This is a genomic window from Dysgonomonas sp. ZJ279 (assembly GCF_011039205.1).
In the GTDB taxonomy this organism is placed as follows: Bacteria; Bacteroidota; Bacteroidia; order Bacteroidales; family Dysgonomonadaceae; genus Dysgonomonas.
Map to the genome: position 1 here is coordinate 365,015 of NZ_JAAKEL010000002.1, position 21,933 is coordinate 386,947.

Annotated in this window: 18 protein-coding genes and 1 tRNA gene; 3 read left to right on the forward strand and 16 right to left on the reverse strand. The window is 35.9% G+C overall.

Going from position 1 to position 21,933, the window contains the following annotated elements; translation table 11 throughout:
• Nucleotides 1-378: 378 nt before the first annotated feature.
• The gene (locus tag G7Y57_RS05400; RefSeq protein ID WP_165021173.1) at nt 379-2,157 is read right to left on the reverse strand and encodes a fasciclin domain-containing protein; all 1,779 of its coding nucleotides are present in this window, start codon (nt 2,155-2,157) and stop codon (nt 379-381) included.
• Between the two features lie 337 nt (nt 2,158-2,494).
• Here G7Y57_RS05400 and G7Y57_RS05405 point away from each other — a divergent pair, with 337 nt between their 5' ends.
• Nucleotides 2,495-3,631, forward strand: a complete 1,137-nt coding sequence (locus G7Y57_RS05405) for an NAD(P)-dependent alcohol dehydrogenase (protein WP_165021174.1) — start codon at nt 2,495-2,497, stop codon at nt 3,629-3,631.
• A 40-nt stretch (nt 3,632-3,671) separates the two neighbouring features.
• Here the strand turns inward: G7Y57_RS05405 and G7Y57_RS05410 are convergent, their stop codons facing one another.
• The 6 genes from G7Y57_RS05410 to G7Y57_RS05435 form a co-directional block, all read right to left on the reverse strand.
• Complete coding sequence (locus G7Y57_RS05410; protein ID WP_255491346.1) at nt 3,672-5,657, reverse strand: LTA synthase family protein; 1,986 nt, start codon at nt 5,655-5,657, stop codon at nt 3,672-3,674.
• A 9-nt stretch (nt 5,658-5,666) separates the two neighbouring features.
• Nucleotides 5,667-7,619 (reverse strand): LTA synthase family protein, encoded by a 1,953-nt coding sequence (locus tag G7Y57_RS05415; protein WP_165021175.1) that lies wholly within the window; start codon nt 7,617-7,619, stop codon nt 5,667-5,669.
• A gap of 113 nt (nt 7,620-7,732) precedes the next feature.
• Nucleotides 7,733-9,013 (reverse strand): serine hydroxymethyltransferase, encoded by a 1,281-nt coding sequence (gene glyA / locus G7Y57_RS05420; RefSeq protein WP_165021176.1) that lies wholly within the window; start codon nt 9,011-9,013, stop codon nt 7,733-7,735.
• Nucleotides 9,014-9,129: 116 nt separating this feature from the next.
• Entirely contained in the window at nt 9,130-9,681 is a 552-nt protein-coding gene (locus G7Y57_RS05425; RefSeq protein ID WP_165021177.1) for an NUDIX hydrolase, read from the reverse strand.
• A 60-nt stretch (nt 9,682-9,741) separates the two neighbouring features.
• Nucleotides 9,742-11,160, reverse strand: a complete 1,419-nt coding sequence (ahcY, locus tag G7Y57_RS05430) for an adenosylhomocysteinase (RefSeq protein WP_165021178.1) — start codon at nt 11,158-11,160, stop codon at nt 9,742-9,744.
• 17 nt (nt 11,161-11,177) lie between these two features.
• Complete coding sequence (locus G7Y57_RS05435) at nt 11,178-12,257, reverse strand: mannose-1-phosphate guanylyltransferase (protein ID WP_165021179.1); 1,080 nt, start codon at nt 12,255-12,257, stop codon at nt 11,178-11,180.
• Nucleotides 12,258-12,412: 155 nt separating this feature from the next.
• Between G7Y57_RS05435 and G7Y57_RS05440 the strand changes: the two genes are divergently transcribed.
• A tRNA-Leu gene (locus tag G7Y57_RS05440) sits at nt 12,413-12,496 on the forward strand.
• Nucleotides 12,497-12,774: 278 nt separating this feature from the next.
• Here G7Y57_RS05440 and G7Y57_RS05445 read toward each other — a convergent pair.
• Together G7Y57_RS05445 and G7Y57_RS05450 are read right to left on the reverse strand one after the other, a co-directional pair.
• On the reverse strand, nt 12,775-13,965 hold the full coding sequence (locus G7Y57_RS05445) for a hypothetical protein (protein WP_165021180.1): 1,191 nt from the start codon (nt 13,963-13,965) through the stop codon (nt 12,775-12,777).
• Between the two features lie 25 nt (nt 13,966-13,990).
• The gene (locus G7Y57_RS05450) at nt 13,991-14,878 is read right to left on the reverse strand and encodes a HEPN domain-containing protein (RefSeq protein WP_165021181.1); all 888 of its coding nucleotides are present in this window, start codon (nt 14,876-14,878) and stop codon (nt 13,991-13,993) included.
• A 313-nt stretch (nt 14,879-15,191) separates the two neighbouring features.
• Here G7Y57_RS05450 and G7Y57_RS05455 point away from each other — a divergent pair, with 313 nt between their 5' ends.
• Nucleotides 15,192-15,587 (forward strand): hypothetical protein, encoded by a 396-nt coding sequence (locus tag G7Y57_RS05455; RefSeq protein ID WP_165021182.1) that lies wholly within the window; start codon nt 15,192-15,194, stop codon nt 15,585-15,587.
• Between the two features lie 60 nt (nt 15,588-15,647).
• Here the strand turns inward: G7Y57_RS05455 and G7Y57_RS05460 are convergent, their stop codons facing one another.
• The 7 genes from G7Y57_RS05460 to G7Y57_RS05490 form a co-directional block, all read right to left on the reverse strand.
• Nucleotides 15,648-16,352 (reverse strand): hypothetical protein, encoded by a 705-nt coding sequence (locus G7Y57_RS05460; protein ID WP_165021183.1) that lies wholly within the window; start codon nt 16,350-16,352, stop codon nt 15,648-15,650.
• Between the two features lie 2 nt (nt 16,353-16,354).
• Nucleotides 16,355-17,365, reverse strand: coding sequence for a relaxase/mobilization nuclease domain-containing protein (locus G7Y57_RS05465; protein ID WP_165021184.1), 1,011 nt, complete (start codon nt 17,363-17,365; stop codon nt 16,355-16,357).
• Nucleotides 17,331-17,708: a MobC family plasmid mobilization relaxosome protein gene (locus tag G7Y57_RS05470; RefSeq protein WP_165021185.1), complete on the reverse strand. Its 378-nt coding sequence runs from the start codon at nt 17,706-17,708 to the stop codon at nt 17,331-17,333. Before G7Y57_RS05470 ends, G7Y57_RS05465 begins: the two co-directional genes overlap by 35 nt.
• A gap of 386 nt (nt 17,709-18,094) precedes the next feature.
• Complete coding sequence (locus G7Y57_RS05475; RefSeq protein ID WP_165021186.1) at nt 18,095-18,391, reverse strand: helix-turn-helix domain-containing protein; 297 nt, start codon at nt 18,389-18,391, stop codon at nt 18,095-18,097.
• A gap of 193 nt (nt 18,392-18,584) precedes the next feature.
• Entirely contained in the window at nt 18,585-19,577 is a 993-nt protein-coding gene (locus G7Y57_RS05480; protein WP_165021187.1) for a hypothetical protein, read from the reverse strand.
• A 109-nt stretch (nt 19,578-19,686) separates the two neighbouring features.
• Nucleotides 19,687-20,373 (reverse strand): response regulator transcription factor, encoded by a 687-nt coding sequence (locus G7Y57_RS05485; protein ID WP_165021188.1) that lies wholly within the window; start codon nt 20,371-20,373, stop codon nt 19,687-19,689.
• Nucleotides 20,374-20,379: 6 nt separating this feature from the next.
• Complete coding sequence (locus G7Y57_RS05490; RefSeq protein WP_165021189.1) at nt 20,380-21,606, reverse strand: sensor histidine kinase; 1,227 nt, start codon at nt 21,604-21,606, stop codon at nt 20,380-20,382.
• Nucleotides 21,607-21,933 lie beyond the last annotated feature (327 nt).

Below are 21,933 nucleotides of genomic sequence, written 5' to 3' on the forward strand. Positions count from 1 at the left end.
GATGCTGATGAGCGAGCATATTCTCTACCTAATTTAAAAGACCATCAGAATAATAATAAAGAAAAGAAAATTCCGATTAGAAGGAAATAGGATATTTTATTACTATAAGACACCTTAATCTGTCTGTTTTGTTGTTTCATAATTTTGAGGATTTTGATTTATTGCACCTAAACTAATACAATCATTTAAAACATACAATTATTTATTGTGCGAAATTCTATATATAAGTAAAAAAATGGCTATCCACAAAATAAAATTAAGTCTATGATAATTAAATTATTTGAAGATGTGTTTAAATGTAGATATAAGGAAAGTAATAAAAAGGAGCTGCCCAAAAAGTTTGGACAGCTCCTTTTTACTTGTATATCTTCTATTAATTTACCATCCTGGATTCTGTACCATGTTAAAATTTAGCATTATTTCTTGACTAGGAATCGGAAGTAATTTATAATGAGACCAAGATGATGTTTCATCCCAGCGTACCTTATTCAAGAACTTCATTCCTTTATTGTTATTTGAATAAAGACTTTTTATATGATCCAGAATTTGTGATTTAGTTGCTTGTCCTGAAAGGTCATTTTTACCGTAAATTTTATTTATGGCTTGAATAGCTTCTGACACTTTTCCATTATTTACTAGGGCTTCAGCATAAAGCAAATGATTTTCAATCGTATAAGTTTGGCTCTTTACAACCTTCTCAATTATGCTTAAAGCTTTTGCATATTGCCCTTTTTGGAGATAGAATTTTGCTAGACCCGTTTGGAAATATATTTTTCTGTCAGCCGTAGTATTCTCTATTGCAGCGATTAAATCAGACTCTATGACCTTGTCTATATCAGATATCTTTGTACGCGATGGATAAAAATTATCATCTGAAATACTTGTTATGGATTCTAGCATTAACGGTACATCACCAAATAGAGTTATTAATTGGAAATAAGTTAATGCTCTATATCCTTTTACTTGATTTACTTTGCTCGCACCCGATATAGACGGTGTTTGATCAACAGTATTTATGAGATAATTGTTCACCCTCATAGACTTATAGGCTAAATTCCAGTGATTTAATATCCTAGGTTCTGATGAATTAATATTTTTTCGTTTATCAAGATCAGACAAGTTTGTGTCAATATAAACAAATTCATTATATACTTCTTCGTATTTTTTCGCTGAGGCGTTGATATCCTCATCTGTGATTTGTTTAGGTTCCGGATTAAGTATACTCACTTCTTCTGGTACTAAGTATATGTCTATTATACTACTTTCGCTTGATAGTGGACAATAGTCTATTTCATCATCATTGTTAATAATTCCATCACCATTAATATCTGCAAATTTCCATCCGCCAAGTGCCTTTTTTTCTTTGAATAATTTATATTCGGGCGCATTATCCAATTCGGTCTGAGTTGTAAATAAACCTAATACAAGCAAGCCATTATATATATTATTCAGTGTGTCATTTTTTGCTTTAAAAGATAATTGTTTGCCTTTTTCCCAACTAAAACTAGCTAGACCATCTTTATCGGTAGTCAACGTTTGAATTACTGTTCCGTTGTCAAAGATACGGATAGATACACCTTTTATTAAAGTTCCTTGTGCAGAATTCTCCGTAGACCATTTTCTGTTGGTTTCGAATACCCTAAAGGTAACAATCTCTTTTGTCGGGTCAATTGCTACGGCAGGAATTAATTTATCAATGGTAAATAGAATACTTTTAGACACGTTTTTTGAATCTTTAAGAGGAATCCCATTAATATAGACTGTTTCTTCATAGACAATTACGGTTAAAGTTTCGCCACCTAATGTTGTCAGCGTTTTGGTCTCTTTTAGCTTATCCAGCGTGTAAATCCCTTTCACTATATGTCTTTTCAGAACCTCTTGTGTAATGTCTAAACTAGCTTTTAGCTGACTTTTCAGAGCTTCATTTTTGAATGCAAAAATTGTAACTTGATCTGTACCGATTGCATCACTATCGATTGTTTTTAATGCGGTCGTAAAGTCGCTAAGGCTTTTATCGGATTCAAGTGCAGATACAATCTGTTCAACTTCTTTTTTCGGCTCGCTGCCTCCTTTATCCTCAGAGTCGTCATCCGAACAGGATACTAAGAATAGTGAGCACACAAAAAGGGTATAAAATAAACTTCTTAATTTTCTCATAGTTTTCAATATTTGTTTTCAGGTGTTTATATTAGAATTGTTGTAGTTTATAAAATAACGATAAAGTATTTTTTAGTATAAAAATAAGGATTAATAAAAAAGGTTTTTTTTTGTAAAACAAGCGACAAATATATTATAAAAAAGTATACCTTGTTGTATTTAATAGTTACATTAACTATATTTTATCCAATAGTTTAACCCTTACTTGTAACGCAAGTAAAAATAAAAATTGCTAGTTGATAAAGAAAATATGATTGAAGTGAAAAAAAGAGTACACTTTTCTTAGGGTTTTTACTATTTAAATGATCATACTTATTAACGATAAACTATTAATCTTATGAAAAAAACAATTTTAAATTCTTTCATGTTCCTGATGCTTGTACTTGCATCCGTATATGCACAAGGGCAAACCACGCTATCGCATGAAGGTCATATTCACACTAAGGCTTATGCTGTAAAAGAAGAAAAAGGAAAACTTGTACCTTATAATTTCGACCGTCGTGCAGTCGGTGATGATGATATTCTTATTGATATTTTATATTCGGGTATTTGTCATTCAGATATCCACACCGTAAAGGGTGATTGGGGATCTATATCATATCCATGTGTTCCGGGACATGAAATTGTAGGGCGGGTGAGCAAAATAGGAAAAAATGTAAGTAAATTTAAAATTGGCGATATAGCAGGAGTTGGATGTATGGTTAATTCATGTGGTAAATGCCATTATTGTGAATCAGGAGAGGAGCAATACTGTACCGGCGGTGCTACATATACTTACAACAGTCGTGAGGGAGACGGATATACTCAAGGTGGGTATTCGACAAATATTGTTGTTAAAGAAACGTTTGCTCTTAAGGTTCCCCAAAATGTGCCATTAGCAAAAGTTGCACCGCTTCTTTGTGCGGGAATTACTACTTACTCTCCTCTTCGTTACAACCATGTAAAGAAAGGAGATAAAGTAGCTGTTGCCGGTTTTGGAGGTTTGGGGCATATGGCTTTAAAATATGCCTTAGCGATGGGAGCTGAGGTAACCGTTTTCGATATTACCGAAGACAAACGCCAAGCCGCATTGGATATGGGAGCTCGTAAGTATGTAAATACTACTAACCCGAAAGAGATGGAAGGTTTTAACAGTTCGTTCAATTTGATTTTGAGCACTATTCCTTTTAATTTTCAGGTAGAATCTTATCTGAGTATGCTCGAAGTAGATGGCACGATGGTACTGATCGGTGTGCAACCAATGGATCAAATTCCATCGGTGAATACAATGGCGTTGTGGGGCAGGAGAAAAATATACCACTCGCTCATTGGAGGAATAAACGAAACACAGGAAATGCTTGATTACTCGATCAAAAATAATATTTATCCTCAAATAGAAATAATCCCTATGCAGCAGGTAAATGAAGCATACGAAAACGTACTTGGCGGCAAGGTACAGTTTAGGTACGTGATAGATATGCAGTCCATCAAATAATTGTTTTAGCCAAGTGTGTTCCTAATATATAAATTATACATTAGAAATGTATACTGCTTGAAGATGCAGAATGTGTTCTTGTCAGTTTATTTTTAAACATGTAACTGGCTGTTTGGAACATTGCGGCAGAGTATATCTTCATATTATCAGCCTCTACCCGATGCTGTTCTATGAGATTTTCGGGGCTGTTGGTTCGATAGTCATATAATCCTTCTATTTTGGCTTTGAAGTTGTAAGTATAAAACTTTTCATCACTCACACATCCCAATGCATCATCGGACGAGAAAAACATATATGGTCGTGTAGTTTTAAACAAGTCTACACCGAACGTATTATTCTCGTAAGAATGGTTTAAGAGACCCATTATGGTAGGGAAAGCATCTACTTGTCCACCCAGCTGCATAAAACGCTGAGGTGCGTCTTTAAATGCCGGAGAATACATTATAAAGGGTACATGATTGTATGATAATGGCATCTCATAAGTCGGAGACCCTACAATTTTACCGTGATCGCCTAAAAGTACAAAGATTGTATTTTTGTACCAGTCTTGCTTTTCGGCTTCTGTCATAAACTGGCGTATAGCATCGTCAGCAAAGGCTACAATCTGATATTGTGGGTCATTGCTTACCGATTTAAATCTATCGGGCACAACATAGGGTGGATGATTACTAACAGTAAGCAAAGTTGCAAAGAATGGCCTGTTATCCTTTGACTCCTCATTGAATTTATCAAGAGCATATTCCAATAGAAAGTCATCTTGCACACCAAAACTATTTACACGCTTTGCTTTGGGATAATTTTCTTCTGAATAAACTTCTTCAATGCCATTTTCTAAGAGGAAAGCATTCATATTATCATATTGCGCTTCGTGGGTCATAAAGAACATTGTTCTATATCCCTGTTGATGTAATATATACGGAATTCCCTGACAAAGAGGAATATCGACGTTTTTCATCATATTGCGATCGAACAAGGCTGGTAATCCATATAGACTAGCAAGTATGCCATGATTTGTATGTGTACCTGCCGAATAGAAATTCTCGAAATAATATGACTTGTTAATTAACTCATTTAAGAAAGGAGTAATCTCTTTTCCATTTTCTTTAACTGTCAGTAAGTCAGCTGACATTGATTCCATGAGAATGAATATTACATTCATATTTTTTGCTTCCCCTTCAGCTATAACTTCACGTGCAATAGGGGATAAGGAGAGTTCCATAGAATCTTTATCTATTCCCAATGCTTTTTGGACAACTACAATAGCCTCTTCTTCTGAGATGATATTATCCACATTGTGATGTGATTTAGAAGATTCAATGACATCACGCATGAAATAGAACGAAGGGTTTATTCCTAATTGATTTAAAAACGAATTATCACAGAAATAGGCTTGACTAGTTTTAATCGGATTATATCCTAATCGCCCTCTTATACCCAGTAAACTAAGGCCTATTAATAAAATACAGATGGGAATATAGATGAGGTATTCTTTGGAAACTAGATTTTCTTGGTATTTGGATAAAAGTTTCTTTACTAATCTTGATAATGAGAAAGAGAATAGAATAATTACAATTATAAAAAACAGGAAATAAATATAATATGATGTTTCTTGTAATATCATTCCTGCTGTGGTTGCTCCTTCTTCATTCCAATTGAAAATAGAAGCATTGAGGTGTTTGAAAAAATAGTTGAAGTACGGTATGTCTGCCATTCCAATGGCAAAAACGATAGAGTAGATAGCAATATAGAATATATTGAACGTTTTGAGAATCGTTTTATTTATCTTATTACATAATCCTAAAATCGATATAATAACCAGTGGTAGGATGGTGATGTAAGAGGCGATAACATTATCGAACCAAATACCACGCAGTAATGCTGAAGATACCCAGCTTAGCTTCGTTTCTACTTCACTTATATTTTGCAGATTGGTAAGTAGAAGGGCAATACGTTGCAGGGTCATTACGCTGAGAGCCAAAATATGTACAGAAAGTATGTAGTATAAGGCAGTTTTTATTTTTTTCATCCTGATATTTTATTGCTTGGAATTTGGACCTGTTAGTTTGTTTTTAACCAGATAGTCGGCGGTTAGTATCATCGATATAGAATAATTTTTCATGCTATTTGCCACATTCGGATATTGTTGAATGAGATTTTCTTCTTCTATATTTCTATATTTATGCAATGCATCTGTTTTATTTGCAGGATTATAAATATAGAAAAAATTATTATCAACGCAACCTAGATGACTGTCAGATACAAAATACATATATGGGCGTTCTGTTTTAAATAAGTCGACCCCTAAGGAATTGTTTATGTAAGAGCGATTTAGTAGGCCCATAACTGTTGGGAAAATATCTATCTGACCTCCCAATTGTTGGAATCGCTTCGGCATATCATCGAATAGAGGAGAATATATAATCAATGGCACATGATTATATCCCATACACATTTCGTAAGGTTGCTTATCTGATGGTTTACCATGATCGCCTAATATTACAAATATTGTATTATCGTACCACTCTTGTTTTGCTGCATTTTTCATGAAATCCTGCAAACTATGGTCTGCAAATCTAAGAATACTTTCAGCATCGTTTTTTCCTGCATCCACAAACTGCTTGGGGATTACGTATGGAGGATGGTTACTTACGGTCATAAATGTAGCCAAAAAAGGTTTTTTCTGTTCAGCTATATTGCTTAATTTATTCAATCCATATTCGAACAAATAATCATCCTGCACTCCAAAATTATTAACTACTTTTTCTTTAGGATAGTCATACTGAGAAAAAATCCGGTCAAATCCATTTTCCAATAAAAAAGAATTCATATTATCGTATTGAGGATTACTTGTCAGAAAGAAAAGTGTTTGATAGCCTTGCTCCTTGAGATTGATAGGCAAACCTGTATAAAAGTCGACATCGGCACTCATCATTGTTTGATCAAATATAGGTGGAAAACCGTATAGGGTGGATGCGATCCCATTGTTTGTATGTATGCCCGAAGAATAGAAATTCTCGAAATAATATGATTTGTCTATCAAGTCGTTGAGGTAAGGCATGAGTTTATTCCCTTGGTATTCGGTGTCTAAATTTTCACTAGACATAGATTCCATTAAAATAATTATGATATTAGCATCTTTTGGTGCCCCTTCAGTCTTCACTAATCGGCTAATGGGGTTAGAATCTATTTTAGTATCTATATTAAACTCTTTTTGTACAAATAGTATAGCATCTTTCTGGTCTATTGTTCCTGCCAATTTATTATTTTTTTTGAAAAAGGCACTGCTGCTTTTCACAAAATAAAATGCAGGATTTACTCCCAGTTGATTGAAAAATGAATTGTTGCAAAAATATGCATCACCTACTCTGAGGGGGTATCGTTCGAAAGTCCCTCGTATACCAAGAAAGCAGAGTCCCCAGACTAATATCACTACGGGAATATAAAACTTGTAGTCTTTTTTAGTCAGATTGGCTGCCTGTTTTTTTAGTAGTCTTTTCCCTATGGACATTACCATAGCAGAGAACAAAAAGGTTAGAATAATAAAAACTGCAAAATAAATATAGTAAGATGACTCCTGAAATATCATTCCTGCTGTTCCTTCAAATCCTATCCAATTGAAGATGGATGCACCCATGTGCATGAAGTAATATTTAAAGTAGGGAATATCTGCAGCCGAGAACGCAAACACAATAGTATAGAGGATAATAAAATAAATATTGAAACCTTTAACAGCAGTAGCGGGTACTTTATTAAAGAGGGACATTATTGTTAGCACAGCCAGAGGTAGCGCAACTATATAGCATGCCATAACATTGTCGAACTGTACTCCTTTTAGTATAGCTCCCCCAAAGAGTGATAATTTATCATCTACATCATTTACATAATGCATATTTGCTATATATAAAATACAGCGGAAAACCGTTAAAATGATAAGGGCTGAAATATGTACAGATAGTAGGTATTGTAGTGTCAGTAAGGGTTTCTTCATTTTCATTCATTTGCGAAGCTGCAAAGATACGATTTTTTTGCTTCTAAAGTATTGAGGACAAATAAAAAAGGGTTGTATTACCAACCCTTTTTATTAATCTTACTATCTTATTTTCACCATGCAAAAAGTGGATAATCTTTCATTGTGCTATTTACTTTTTCGCGAACGGCTTTAATAATTTGTTCACTCTCAGGATTAGAAAGTACTGTATCTATCAGCTCTACAATCTCTCCCATAAGTGGTTCTTTAGCACCGCGGGTCGTAATAGCAGGTGTTCCGAAACGAAGCCCTGATGTCTGGAACGGACTACGGCTATCGAATGGAACCATATTTTTATTTGTTGTAATATCGGCTTCTACCAGTATCTTTTCTGCCACTTTACCTGTAAGTTCAGGGAATTTGGTGCGAAGATCAACCAGAATACAGTGATTATCTGTTCCGCCTGATACAACTTTATAACCTTTGTCCATAAATGCTTTAGCCATAGCTTGTGCATTATCTTTCACCTGAGTTTGATATACTTTATATGATGGATCGAGCACCTCTGCGAAAGAAACCGCTTTAGCTGCGATTACATGTTCTAGCGGACCACCTTGAATTCCCGGAAATACAGCAGAGTCGAGCAATGCAGACATCATGCGTGTTTCACCTTTAGGTGTTTTTTTACTCCAAGGGTTTTCGAAGTCTTTGCCTAGCAAAATAGCTCCTCCACGAGGACCACGTAATGTCTTGTGAGTTGTTGTAGTAACAATATGTGCGTGAGGAAGCGGGTTTTCCAACAATCCTGCTGCAATAAGTCCTGCCGGATGTGCCATATCTACCATAAAGATTGCTCCTACTTCATCCGCAATTTTACGGATACGTGCATAATCCCATTCGCGAGAATAGGCCGATGCTCCGGCAATTATTACTTTGGGTTTTTCCTGACGGGCAACTTGTTCCATTTGCTCGTAATCTACTTGCTCAGTATCTTGTTTTACGTTGTATTCTAATGCGTGGAACATTAATCCCGAAAAATTAACGGGTGAACCATGTGAAAGGTGACCACCATGCGAAAGATTCAGTCCTAAAAACTTATCTCCGGCTTGCATACATGCAAGGAATACAGCAGCATTAGCCTGTGCTCCCGAATGCGGTTGTACATTAGCCCATTCAGCACCGAAGATTTCTTTCAAACGGTCTATTGCCAATTGTTCGCTTAGATCTACTATTTCGCAGCCGCCATAATATCTTTTACCGGGATAACCTTCAGCGTACTTGTTAGTAAGGCATGAGCCCATTGCTTCCATTACTTGCCCGCTCACAAAGTTCTCGGAAGCAATAAGTTCGATTCCTTTGAGTTGGCGTTGATGCTCTCTTTCAATAATGTCAAAAATAGCAGTATCTCTTTTCATACGTTTAAAATTGTTATGAGTTGAAAATGTATCGCACAAATTTAGTGATTATAATTGTTAATAGTATCTTGTACTTCTTTTAAATTTTGGAAAGTAACGATATCCACAGCAAGTATTTACATTAAATGATTTTCTGCCACATACTTCCAAAGTGGGGCGGCATGTAATGCTTGTTTAATCTCGTCGTTTTGTAGTAATGCTTTTACTTCATCTATAGATAGTAGGTGAACAGTCAGATCTTCGGTCGATTCTAAATTTTGTTTAGCGACCGGTTCAACATCAGTGGCAAGAAAGCAGTGTGTTAAATTTGTATGGGTACTCGGGTTAGCCGATATTACAGCATATTCTTCCCAATTGCCATTGCCGTAGCCTGTCTCTTCCAATAGTTCGCGTTGAGCAGAAACCATATAAGATGGATCTTCTTTTTCTGAGACTCCAGCGCATAATTCGAAGCAGGTCTTTCCTAATCCATGGCGATACTGACGTACAAAAATGAATTTCTTTTCCTTTGTTATTGCAATAACATTTACCCAATCCGGATATTCTAATACATAATAATTGGGTATCTCGTTTCCGTTAGGTAACTCTACGCGTTCTTTCCTTACTGTGAACCATGGCTCGCGACTTAAATATTCGCTATGCAATACTTTCCACTTTCTATCTTCCATTCTGTTGGTATTATAAAAAATAGACGAATATTTATTCGTCTATTTTTTGAGGATTATATTTTAGTATCTATAATGATCGGCTTTAAATGGTCCGTCAACCGGAACACCTAAATAATCGGCCTGTTCCTTGGATAGTTTCGTTAGTTTGACACCTATTTGTTCGAGATGCAAACGAGCAACTTCTTCATCCAATTCTTTAGGCAAACGATATACATTCACTTTGTAATCTTTCTGCCACAATTCTATCTGAGCCAGTGTTTGATTAGTAAATGAATTACTCATTACAAATGATGGGTGACCTGTGGCACAGCCAAGATTAACCAAACGTCCTTCCGCTAATAAGAATATAGAGTTTCCTGTTGCAAAGGTATATTTATCTACTTGCGGTTTGATATTCGTATGTTTGATCCCTGAATAGCTTACCAGTTTTTCCACTTGTATCTCATTGTCGAAGTGACCGATATTACAAACAATTGCCTGATCTTTCATCGCTGCCATATGCTCGATAGTGATGATGTCTTTGTTTCCGGTAGTGGTAACATAGATATTTCCTTCTTTTACGGCTTCTTCCATAGTTGTTACTTCAAAGCCTTCCATCGCTGCTTGTAATGCACAGATAGGATCTATCTCGGTAACTATAACACGAGCTCCATACGAACGCATAGAGTGTGCACAGCCTTTACCTACATCGCCATAACCTGCTATAACTGCAACTTTGCCGGCAATCATAACATCTGTTGCACGTTTGATTCCATCGGCTAGGGATTCACGGCATCCGTACAGGTTGTCAAATTTAGATTTAGTAACCGAATCATTTACATTGATAGCCGGAATAAGTAATTCACCACGTTCCATCATTTGATATAAGCGATGAACTCCTGTTGTAGTTTCTTCCGATACACCTTTCCAGTCGGCGACTGCACGATTCCAACGTTGATTGTCTTCTTTTAGAATACGATTAAGTGTATCGAGTATTACTTGTTCTTCGTGATTTGCTCCTTTTCTATCTATGAAGCTAGCATCTTTTTCGGCTTTGTATCCCCAATGGATGAGAAGCGTTGCATCTCCTCCGTCATCGACGATGAGGTTAGGTCCTTTTCCTCCGGGGAAGAGAAGTGCCTGTTCGGTACACCACCAATATTCTTCAAGGGTTTCGCCTTTCCATGCGAATACAGGAATTCCCGATTCGGCAATGGCTGCTGCTGCATGATCTTGCGTAGAGAATATGTTGCAACTGCACCAACGTAAATCAGCACCCAGCTCTTTGAGTGTCTCTATTAAAACTGCAGTTTGGATAGTCATATGTAACGACCCCATTATGCGGGCTCCTTTTAGTGGTTTGGAGGCTCCGTATTTTTTACGAAGTGCCATTAATCCGGGCATTTCATGCTCTGCAATCTCTATTTCTTTTCTACCAAAGTCAGCCAGGCTGATATCAGCGACTAAGTATGGCAAATTTGGTAAAAGTTCTTTTGACATATTATGTTTTATTAATTCTATATATATTCTTCTCCGTATTTCAACTTAACATCAGTTACAAACTGTTTGATTCGTTGTTCGTCATCTTTCTTGCAGATAAGTAGTACATTATTCGCTTCTGCTACTATGTAACCTTCGAGTCCTTGTATTACAGCTAATTTCCCGTCAGGAAGTGTAACGATATTTTCCGCACTATCGTAAAATAGTGTTTCGGAAACTAGCGCTGCATTAGCATTTTCGTCCTTCTCAGTAATGTCATAAAGCGATCCCCATGTACCAAGGTCAGACCATCCGAAATCGGCAGCTTGTACGCATACGTTCGATGCCTTCTCCATTATACCGTAATCGATCGATATATTGGGACAGAAAGGGAAATTTTCGTCAATGAAAGCTTTTTCTTTATCGGTTCCAAAGAGATCTTTACCTTGATCGAAGCGGTTGCTGATCTCCGGAAGATGTTGGCGAAAAGATTCTGTTATAGTTCTCGAATTCCAAATAAAGATTCCCGAGTTCCAAAGGAACTCACCACTTTCGTAAAATACTTTAGCCAGGTCAATATTCGGTTTTTCAGTAAATACTTTTACTTTAGTCACTCCATCTACATGTTCGTCACTCATCTGGATATAGCCATATCCTGTCTCGGGACGGCTAGGGCGAATCCCTAAGGTAAGGAGTGTATCATTCTTTTCAACGAACTCGTACGCTTTATTTACTACAGTAAGAAATTCGTCTTCTTTCATGATCAGGTGATCTGAAGGTGCAACTACAATATTTGCATTCGGATTGATGGCATTGATACGATAGCTGGCAAATGCGATACAGGGAGCTGTATTTCTGCGCATAGGTTCTAGTAGTATCTGATCGGGATTCAATTCGGGCAATTCGTCGGCCGTCATTTGTTGATACCCTTCATTGGTGACAATGAATATATTTTCGATAGGTACAATTTTTTTAAATCTATCGAAAGTCATTTGTAAGAGTGAGCGACCTGTTCCGAAAAAGTCAAGAAACTGTTTAGGACGAGCTTCGCGGCTGAATGGCCAAAAACGGCTACCGATTCCGCCGCTCATAATTACGCAATAATTATTTTTATTCATATTGTTTTCCGAGTTTATACAAAGGTAAATTATACAAGGTTACAAACAAAGTAAAAGCATGTGATATATAGCAAAAAATCTATAACTCTTTTTCAAAAAAAGTTGGGCAAGATGCTTGATATGTCAAAAATATATGTACTTTTGCATCTGCTTACGCCCAGATGGCGGAATTGGTAGACGCGCTGGTCTCAAACACCAGTGGATTCACTTCCATGCCGGTTCGATCCCGGCTCTGGGTACTCAGAAAGCCTGATTTTCGATTGAAAATCAGGCTTTTATGTTTTCATAGGGTGTAAAAAAGGTGTAAAAACTGACTGAGTAATTCTTTTCCTACATTTCCACCCAAGTAATTTTTTTGTTCCCCAATTATTCCCTGCAATTTTGTTTAAATAAAGATAACTATGTAGAATTGGAAAATCCATTTAAAACTCTCGCCTAAAGTTCCAAAAGAAAATGATCCCTTTAAAAAAGGGTAAAAAGTATTGATCGGTTCAAAAACTTACTTAATTCAATAAACTCAATAAATATATTTCAGTTTTTCTTTCCATGAGTCGATTTCATTTCTGAATTCTACTATATTATAGTATTGTTGAGATCTTACCGTTTTTTCAATCTTTACTTCACTTTCAATCTCTTCATCATCAAAATCCATTATTTTCATACGCCTTATGAATTCAGGTTTAAAGTCGTCTGTGATTGAATTTTCCCAACCTCTTTTTAATATATGCTCTTCTATAGGTTTATAATAGACGATTCCGGTAAAAACATCTTCGTAACGATATTTATCTAGTGTCCATCCTTCGGGAGTCCAGTCGAATGTCTCTTTCCCAAAAGGTGTATTTTTAAAATTAAAGCCCATACTTGTTTTGCCTGTTTTGCCTGTTAACTCAAAAATAGCATCCCACTTCCCGGTTTTAATTAGCTCATATTTATCCCATCCGTTTGGATGCCCCGGACTCATTATGAAAACAGATGCAATCCTGTTTTTATATTTATCATAAAGGTAGCGCCCAGTATTTTTACGTATTTCTGTTTCTGAACGATGTGTGTCTTTTAAATATCCATGTCTGGAATTCATTATTACAAGTGCTTTCTTTTTTCCATTTCTGTATTTCTGAATATTTGTATATTGTTCTATAAAGTTTTGTGCCATTAACGAGTCTCTTACTGCTAAAATCGGATCGATAGTGGCATATTCTTCCGGAGTCTTATAATTAGCCCAATCAAATTCTATTTCACAGCCATATAAGTGTATCTTATTTTCGTTTGATAAATTTTGATTTAAATTATACAGGTTATATATCAGCCAAGGATAGCTGTAGCAATTCCATAGGTGCATGGTATTTCCTAATTGATATAGTTTAGTGGTTTCTTTATATGCTTGAATAGTGTCATATCCTTCGTGGACAAGGAAGTCGTTTATTTTGGAAGAATTATTCACACAGCAGACTTCCAAGTAAATTGCTCCTACATTTTTGATAAAGTAAGGATCTTTAATAACATCTAACAATAGGTTGTATTGTTCAACTTCCGCATGATTCCTTTCACTGAATACTACAATATCTTTTTCTTTGAAAAGTTCTATGATATAATCCTTGGCTGACGTCTTTTGCTCTGTTATAAACTTAAAATATTCATTGTCATTTTGACCTTGTAATTGAACAACATATATAACACAGAATAGAGTTAAATAGTATTTTCTAATCATATTTATTTTAATTTTAGACTTTAATTTATATTATCTCCCCATACACCCCAATCCTCTCCTCACAAATCCGTTTAGTAATATCTCGCAATAGCTCCACTTTTGGAACAAGCGCATCAATATCCTCTTTAGTAACTACAAAATCAGGATCGTAGCGACCATTTACATAAGCAGCTTTGATAAGTTCAAATAAACGTTTTTCCTCTGGGGTATCCTGTGGAAAGACTTTTACGAAATCAGTAGAATATTTCTTTACCGAGTTTAGTAACTTTGTTAAGTTATGCTGTTTACTATTCTGCTGAGTATAAACCAAACGTATCGCATAAAAATAGTTTTCACAGGCTTGATGAAGATAAAAAGAAGATTGAGCATATTCACCATCTGTTAAATTGTTTTTTGCATCTTTCAAAAATACATTTGCTCTATGAAATTTCTCCTTATAGTATTCCTGTGCCTGTAGTTTTATTTCTTCAAAATTTAGCTTACGTCTGCGAGCTAACTTATGGTTTCCACTATCATATAGAATTACACCTTCCTGTTTTATCTGCGTATAGAAATACCTGCCCTCTTTCAGTTCCTTGTTCAATTTCTTCATATCGATAGTGATAAATTGAACAGGAGGCTGCCTGTCAGGATCTTTTGCCCGATTGTAGTACTGAACTTCTATATTATCCAGTGCTTTACCTGCAATACCATCTGATATACCACTTGTAACAACCAATATATCGTAATCACTTACATAAAACTGAATCTTGCCGAATTCATATTTTTCATCATATACTACAAAATCGTTACGGGCATAGCTACCAAATAGAATTATCATTTCGGTTTGCTTAACACGACTTAAAATAGATTCTACAAGATAATGTAAATCCCTTTGGTTGGTTGACGGTAAATGTGATATAGACTTTTTCATCGGAATCCTATTAATAAGTAATACAAAATATTTAATGCAATACTTTAAAGTTATAACTAGCTATACTTGTTTTACTTGCCAAAGTAATAAAAAGGTCTGAGACCTTAACTATAAAGTTAGGAGTATAAAGGTATGTAAAAAAGAGAAATAGAAATTAACTTTTCAAGTAAAATCATATCTTTGTAATAACATCCTGCCATTGTTGGTTTATCACTCCATACGAACTGACAAATAAAGACCGCAGTGATATAAACTATTCATTTTAGTATTTATATCGGCTTGATTACCTAATCAGGCTTAAAATTGGATGTTTATGAATCAGAAAAATAACGATTTCACGCACCTGGTCGGACACGCATGTTCAGCCCTTCCCCTGTCTCACCTGGCAGTAAAAGAGAAGTACAACAACTACCCTGTATGTCTGATAAGATATACGGAAAAAGGCAATCTATTGGATTATGTGGAAGTCAGTTTTGACAAAGAGAACGCCTCCCTGACCTTTATTATGGACAAAGAAGATAAGTGCTATTCAGCATCGATCCATTTTTACGACCCGAAAGATGAGACCTTGTTTATCATCTTTCTGCGTCAGTTCTCAAAATATTACAGTTACAGAAAAAAGTGCTGGATATTAAAAGACGCTGTTTACTGTAAAATAGAAGAGAATGAAGGCACGCACTTCTATTTTTATAAAATGCCGACTCCATAAAAATTGGAACAGAATCTTAAACCAAAGGCAGTGTTTTCTGCCTTTGGCTTACTTACCTACTCATTGCCCTTTAAGCATTTTAATCTCACTATCCAGTTTCTCATTCTCCTTCATATTCCTCTCCATCTGCACCTGCTTCTCCATCCGCTCCCTCAGCTTCATTTCATGGTCAAGTATCTGACCCTTCAAACCCTTTACCTTCTTTACACTGTCGGGAGAACCAAACATACGCTCCAGCAGAAACACATCATCCCTGTAAATACCACCGTTCATCCTAACAAAACGGTATTTCCAGTCGGCATCCGTCAGCTCATTATTACTTTTATACTGATTATAATTACCCAATAGAGAACACAATAAACCGAGTGAAATAAGAACAATAGCAGTAAACGTCCTGCTTGATTTAAAATCAATCGAATATCTTCTTTCAATGATAGTCGGTTGTTTTGCAAGCTCTTTGAGTTCCGCTATTTTCTGATTCAGAAACTCGGCAGATGCTTTATTGGCTTCTTCCTGCAATTGGGTTGTAACGCTAATTACAACATTAATAAACTTTTTTAAGTCTTCTTCATCTATTGCTTTCTTAGCCTGCCCAATCGTATCGGATATCCTGTTCAGCAGATCGATGTTCAGAGCAGATTCGATATTACTCTGATTACCCTGTTCATTTTTCTTGTTGAACTTTACACACTCTTCTTTTATTTCGGATAGCGTCTGAGAAAAGCTATCTAGCATAATTTCCAAATCCTGATTTTCTGTTTTCATACTTATCTGCTCCTTCCTCTTTTACGTTTATTCTTATTATTAATTTTCTCCTGCTCATACCTCATCCGTCTGGCGAACTCATCTTCCTCAGGATCGTAGTTGTGTGTTATAAAGCCGGTTCCCCATGAATCAGACTCAGACAATAAAGCAGCGTTGTTTTTATCTGCTTCTTGTGAGGACTGGTTACTTATCTGATTGGATCGCTCGTTACTCGGTTTATCACCTGACTGGTTACTCGGTCTGCTACTTGGTTGGTTTGTTGGTCTTTGCTGTTCTTTCTGCTTCAGTTGTCTTTCCTGCAAGAGTTTATCTATCTTGGAATAGCTGAAACTACGATCCAGATCAGAACCTTTAAAACTGACAGTGCCTGCCGTAAAAGATATACCCTGCACCTCACTCGTCTGCCCCTTGTATTTAAAGACAATCTCGATTCCTTTTTCTTTCAACAGCCTGTTAAAGTCATTCCAGTTGGCTGACTTGTCCAAAGCTCCTTTAACGGCATGATATAGCTGATACTTGGTTTTATCCTTCCCTCGTAATTTATGCTGTTTGACTTTCTCTTTGCCTTTGCCGTAGGTTAAGCCGTATTTATCCTTTAATTTTTTACATACGGCTTCATTTCGGTAACGGTCATTCTTATCGCTTATCACTTTACCGTTATTGTCAATACGGTTATAGACTAAATGAACATGGGGAATCCCATTGTCGAAATGACGGACTAGTATATACTGCGTATCTTTTATATTCATACCTTCCATATACTCTTTAACGAGTTTTATCATAGCTCCATCACTTAAGCGGTCTTTATCCTCTATGGAATAGCTTAAAGAAATATGTCCTACAGGATGCTTTATCTTGGGTTTCATTAACCGTTGGGTATGGAAACTTTGTACAATGCTTTCAACACTGCCGAGCAATACACCGTCAAAAGAAAGAAGCTTGGCTTCTTCTTTATTCATTACATAGCGGACGCATCCGTTAAAAGCTGCTCTTTTCATAACTTTTCCAATCATGTGACAGTTGGTTAATGATATTTACAATTACTGCTTTAAGATTTACCAGATCTTTAGCGACATGGGTAAAGCCCTCCTTGTTGGCAGCACGTGCCAGCTGGTTCAGGTTATTGGCTTCTCCCGAGAGCTTGCGGAGGGTTTCCGCATCGCTTTTACTGATCCGCTGAACAATCTTCCCCGAGAGCAAGACGGCTCGTGTAAACTTGCTTAAAGTCACTCCTGCGTCTTTGGCTCTTTTCTTTAATGCCTGATATTCTATTTCAAGAAAGCGGGCACTCAGCACTTTCTTTTTGGTCTTCTTTCCGACCAGAGATTTATTAGATTCAATAATATTTTTACTCATAAATGATTCAATAATAAATTAAAAAATATACTTACCAGATAGACCCTCCGAATAAAATTGCCGACCAGCGGGAGCAATTTTCCTCTTTGGCGATAGCCAAAGCAAGGTGGGAAATGTATACATTTCCATAACCTTGCCATGAGTGGTCTTTAAGGGGGATAGCTGCTGCCCGAATCAGCAGATGGGGATAAATATACAGCCTTATAGCTGCTGTTCGGACAGAGGCAAAGGATCAGGATTCAGGAAACCCGGTACACTGAACAGGATGTTTTAACTGAGGTCGGTGCAATGAGTATTTCCTTTCAAGGGACACCACAATAATTCATCGGTCGGGGAGCGCCCAACGGCTAGGGGGGAGACCACTCCTCCCGACGAGTGGAAAAACATTACTTCTTCCGTTTTTTATTCGGAGAAGTCACATAGGTTGCTGCCTCCTGTTCCAGTTGTTCGGTCGTTTTAATTGGATTTTTCAATAACCAATTGTCTATTTCCGATTTACTGAAATAAATGGTCTTGCCATGAGGCTTAAAGTGGGGAACTCTGTTTGAGCATGTCAGTTTATACATATAAGTCTTTGAGATACCTGTATACTGACAACATTCGTCAAACGTAAATACATCTTTTTGTCCGATAAGAAGACTTTCTATCTTATCCAGACGTTTTTCAATAATTTCATTACTCATATAAACGATATTTAAATAGTGATACATCAGGTGTCGCGACTACCTTTTCGATCACGAAATAATATCATCTAAACATTGGCAACCTTATCAATCAATGTATTGGCATTAACTACCAATGGTGGGATATTGATAGATGCAAAAAAGCCCAAGATGAGATATCTCAGGCTTTTTGGGATAGTATGAATATAGAATTTTAAACTTTTATTTTTAGAATCTCTTCAATACATTCTTCTATTAAATCTTCAACTTTAGGCTCAATAGTAGATGATGTAGCATTTGCAGTTGAAAGATCTTTATAATTTAGAGGTTTGCCATTTCTTGAAGCAAAGCATTCGTATCTTTCGGCAACACCCATCCATGTGGAGCAAATCAATTTTTTCCCTGCGAGTTTGGAAAATAAAAGGGCAATATGCTTGTTAACCCTTACTTGTATAGGTTTTTCATTCGTGCAAGACAATAGATTCTTTATATCTTCTTTGGTAACATCGATATCGAATATCGGTATCTGATTGCAATATTCAATCAATGTATCGATTTGCTTATCTGACAACTTACTTACAAAAGACCCTAAATTACGTCCTCTTGCCCGATCATAGTCTGCTACTATTTTGTTTTGTTGTTCCTGTCGCTTATTCTCTAATATAATTTTCTTCTGCTCTTCTTCCTTCAGCTTCTTATCGGCATAAGTGGAAATAGGCTCTATATTCAGAGAAACGGTTTTAATATGTGTATTGGTTTTATCTACAGATTCCTGTATGTTTGATATCCCTGAAATAACATCTTGGATATTAGATTCCGTCAATTTATATTTATTATATAGGGTTTCAAATGTTGCGTCAACACTATTCTTTTCTTTTACCGATATATTGCCATAGGATAATCGCTTTTTGTATTCAAAGAGGTGGGAATCAAGATATGCGTTCGCTTCTTGATCTGTCATTTTGTTGTAATCAATTACGGTCTGCATATAGTGCGGAGTGAATCGAATATCTTTAAAGAAAAGAGATAAAGACGAAAGCCAACTGAATACAGCGATAAAGCCAAAGAGAACACAGGTTAGAGGAAACCATACATATGCTATTGCAGAGTTTTTCTTTTTCAATAGCTCATATTTACTCATCAAAGAATTCCATATCTTACGATTGGCTTCTTTTTGGGAGTAGGTTATATAAGCTAGCTTGTTCATTGAGTATTGTTGATAAAATTAAAGTTATGTAATATATAGAAATTTAATTACACCAACCTAATAATGTTGAGATTGGTATGTTTTTTCCTTTTAGGGCTATGGAAATATGTCATTTAGCGAAGGGGCTTCCTTCTGTTTGAATACCAAGTCGGTATCCCCTACCTTTAATGGTTTCGATAGTAATTTCTGTTCTCTCAAGTTTTTTACGTAACGAGCTGATAGTGTTACGAAGCGATTCTTCTTTGTCGTCTGTACCCCATACCGAAAGTAATATATCTATGGTTTCTATAATCATGTTGAGATTTTCCGCCAGTGATTGAAGTACCTGTGTTTCTTTTTCCGTTAACGTTTCATTAATCCCATTTCCTGATAAAAGCCGTTCTTTAACATTAAAAACTATTTTCCCCAGATTGTAGTGATTATTTACTTGTTTTTGCTTTAAAGCGGAATCAATATGAGCCTCTATCTCTTCCAGTGTAACAGGCTTTTTAAGAAAGAAATTCCCACCGATACCAAAGGTTTCAACAACATCAGGAGGAGAATTATTTTCGCCACTCATAAAGATTATAGGAGTTTTACGGTCTTTAAAACGAATTCTGCGGGCAACTTCTTTACCATCGATATTTCCATCCAAACCGATATCCAATAAAATAATATCAGGTGTATTTTCATTATACAGCTTAAGTATTTCTTCTCCGTCGCCCGACGAGAAAACAGTGTACCCTTTGTTTTTGAAAAACCAATGAATCACATATACAAAGTCTTTATTGTTTTCAGCTATAAGAATCGTATTCATAGTATATTATTTTAGAGTAATTACGATAATAAAGTCAGAACCTATACCTTCTTTGCTTTCGACACGGATACTACCACCATGAGCCTCTATGACCCATTTTACATAACTTAATCCTAAACCAAATCCATTTGTTTGTTTTAATGGAGATACACGGTAATATTGATCAAAGATATATGGCAGGTATTCTTCAAGAATTCCTATTCCATTGTCTTTTATACTTATCCGCAATTGGTCTTTAGTTTTTAAAACAGTTATGTTTATATTTACTTCACTACCCGAATATTTAAGAGCATTATCGATTAAGTTCTTTATGGCATTGGAGAAGTGAATAGTATCATAATCAAAAATACAAGGGTCGGGTTCTGTTATTAACGAAAAATGTACAGGTTTATTTGCTGCTATCGTGTAAGTGCTTGCGATGTCTTGTAGCATTTCGGTCAGATTCCCTTCCTGTAAGTTCATCTTTTCCTGCTTCTTTTCACTCAGTGATAGTATCAGAAGTGTATCTATCTGAGTGTTCAGATCGATTAGGTTTTTACGTATACGTCCACTTATATTGTTATACATTGTTTCATTGCTTTGAACTGATTTATCGTTCAGCATTTCGAACAAAGACATAGCTCCTTGCAGCGGATTACGCAATTCGTGTGTCATGCTATGCACAAAATCTTCCCTGACCGATTCAATTCGTTTTTGTTTAGAAATAATACGCAGATAATAAAGCAAACAACAAACTGTAAGAATAAGCATTAATGCGGTAATCAGAATTGTACCTGCCATTTGTTTCAACACCAGTGAATCGGTATTCAAGAATAAGATACGTATATTCTCGTTTACTGTAAGAGGGTAAGACGAACTAACCTCTAATGACTTATGATTTCGCACCAAAGACGAATCAGTTTGTGTAATAACCTGCTTTGTTTCCACATCTGTCAATTGCATGGTGTGATTTATAGTCAACCCCTTTTCGTAGAGGCTATGCTTATATATACTGTCCAGTTTTATCAGATCGACAGTGGATAATCGATTGTTTCTGGTCACTAAAAGCATAAACGATTGAAGCAAAGCTGTTACATTATTATGTTGATTTGCCGACCATGTGAAATCAAATTGTTTTTTGCTTTTCTGTTCTAAAGTATCTTTCAACACAGTTTGTGTACTACCTGTTTTTCCAAAAGTAAACGAGAATTTAAAGTTTTCACTTATGTCAGAACCTTCAGATAATTCATTCATTTGATACTTATTTATGGAGAGATACAACGATTCGTCCAATATAGAATGTACCAATTTGTTGGTTTTATCGAATTGCTGTATCAAAAAATAGACCTGCAGGCCTGCAACTAATAGGGTGATAAGGAAAGCTCCTAAAAAAAGATACTTTATGCGGAATTTTCTTTTATCATTTTGCATGAGGTGGATATTGGAGTTTAAATTGTATAATATAATTGAAAAGTAGTCCACTTAGTAATTGAAAAGTATACCACTAAGTGTCTCGGATGAGATTGGCTAAAGATATTTATTCTTCATCAGGTTGTAACATTTTTTTAGTTTCTTTAACTC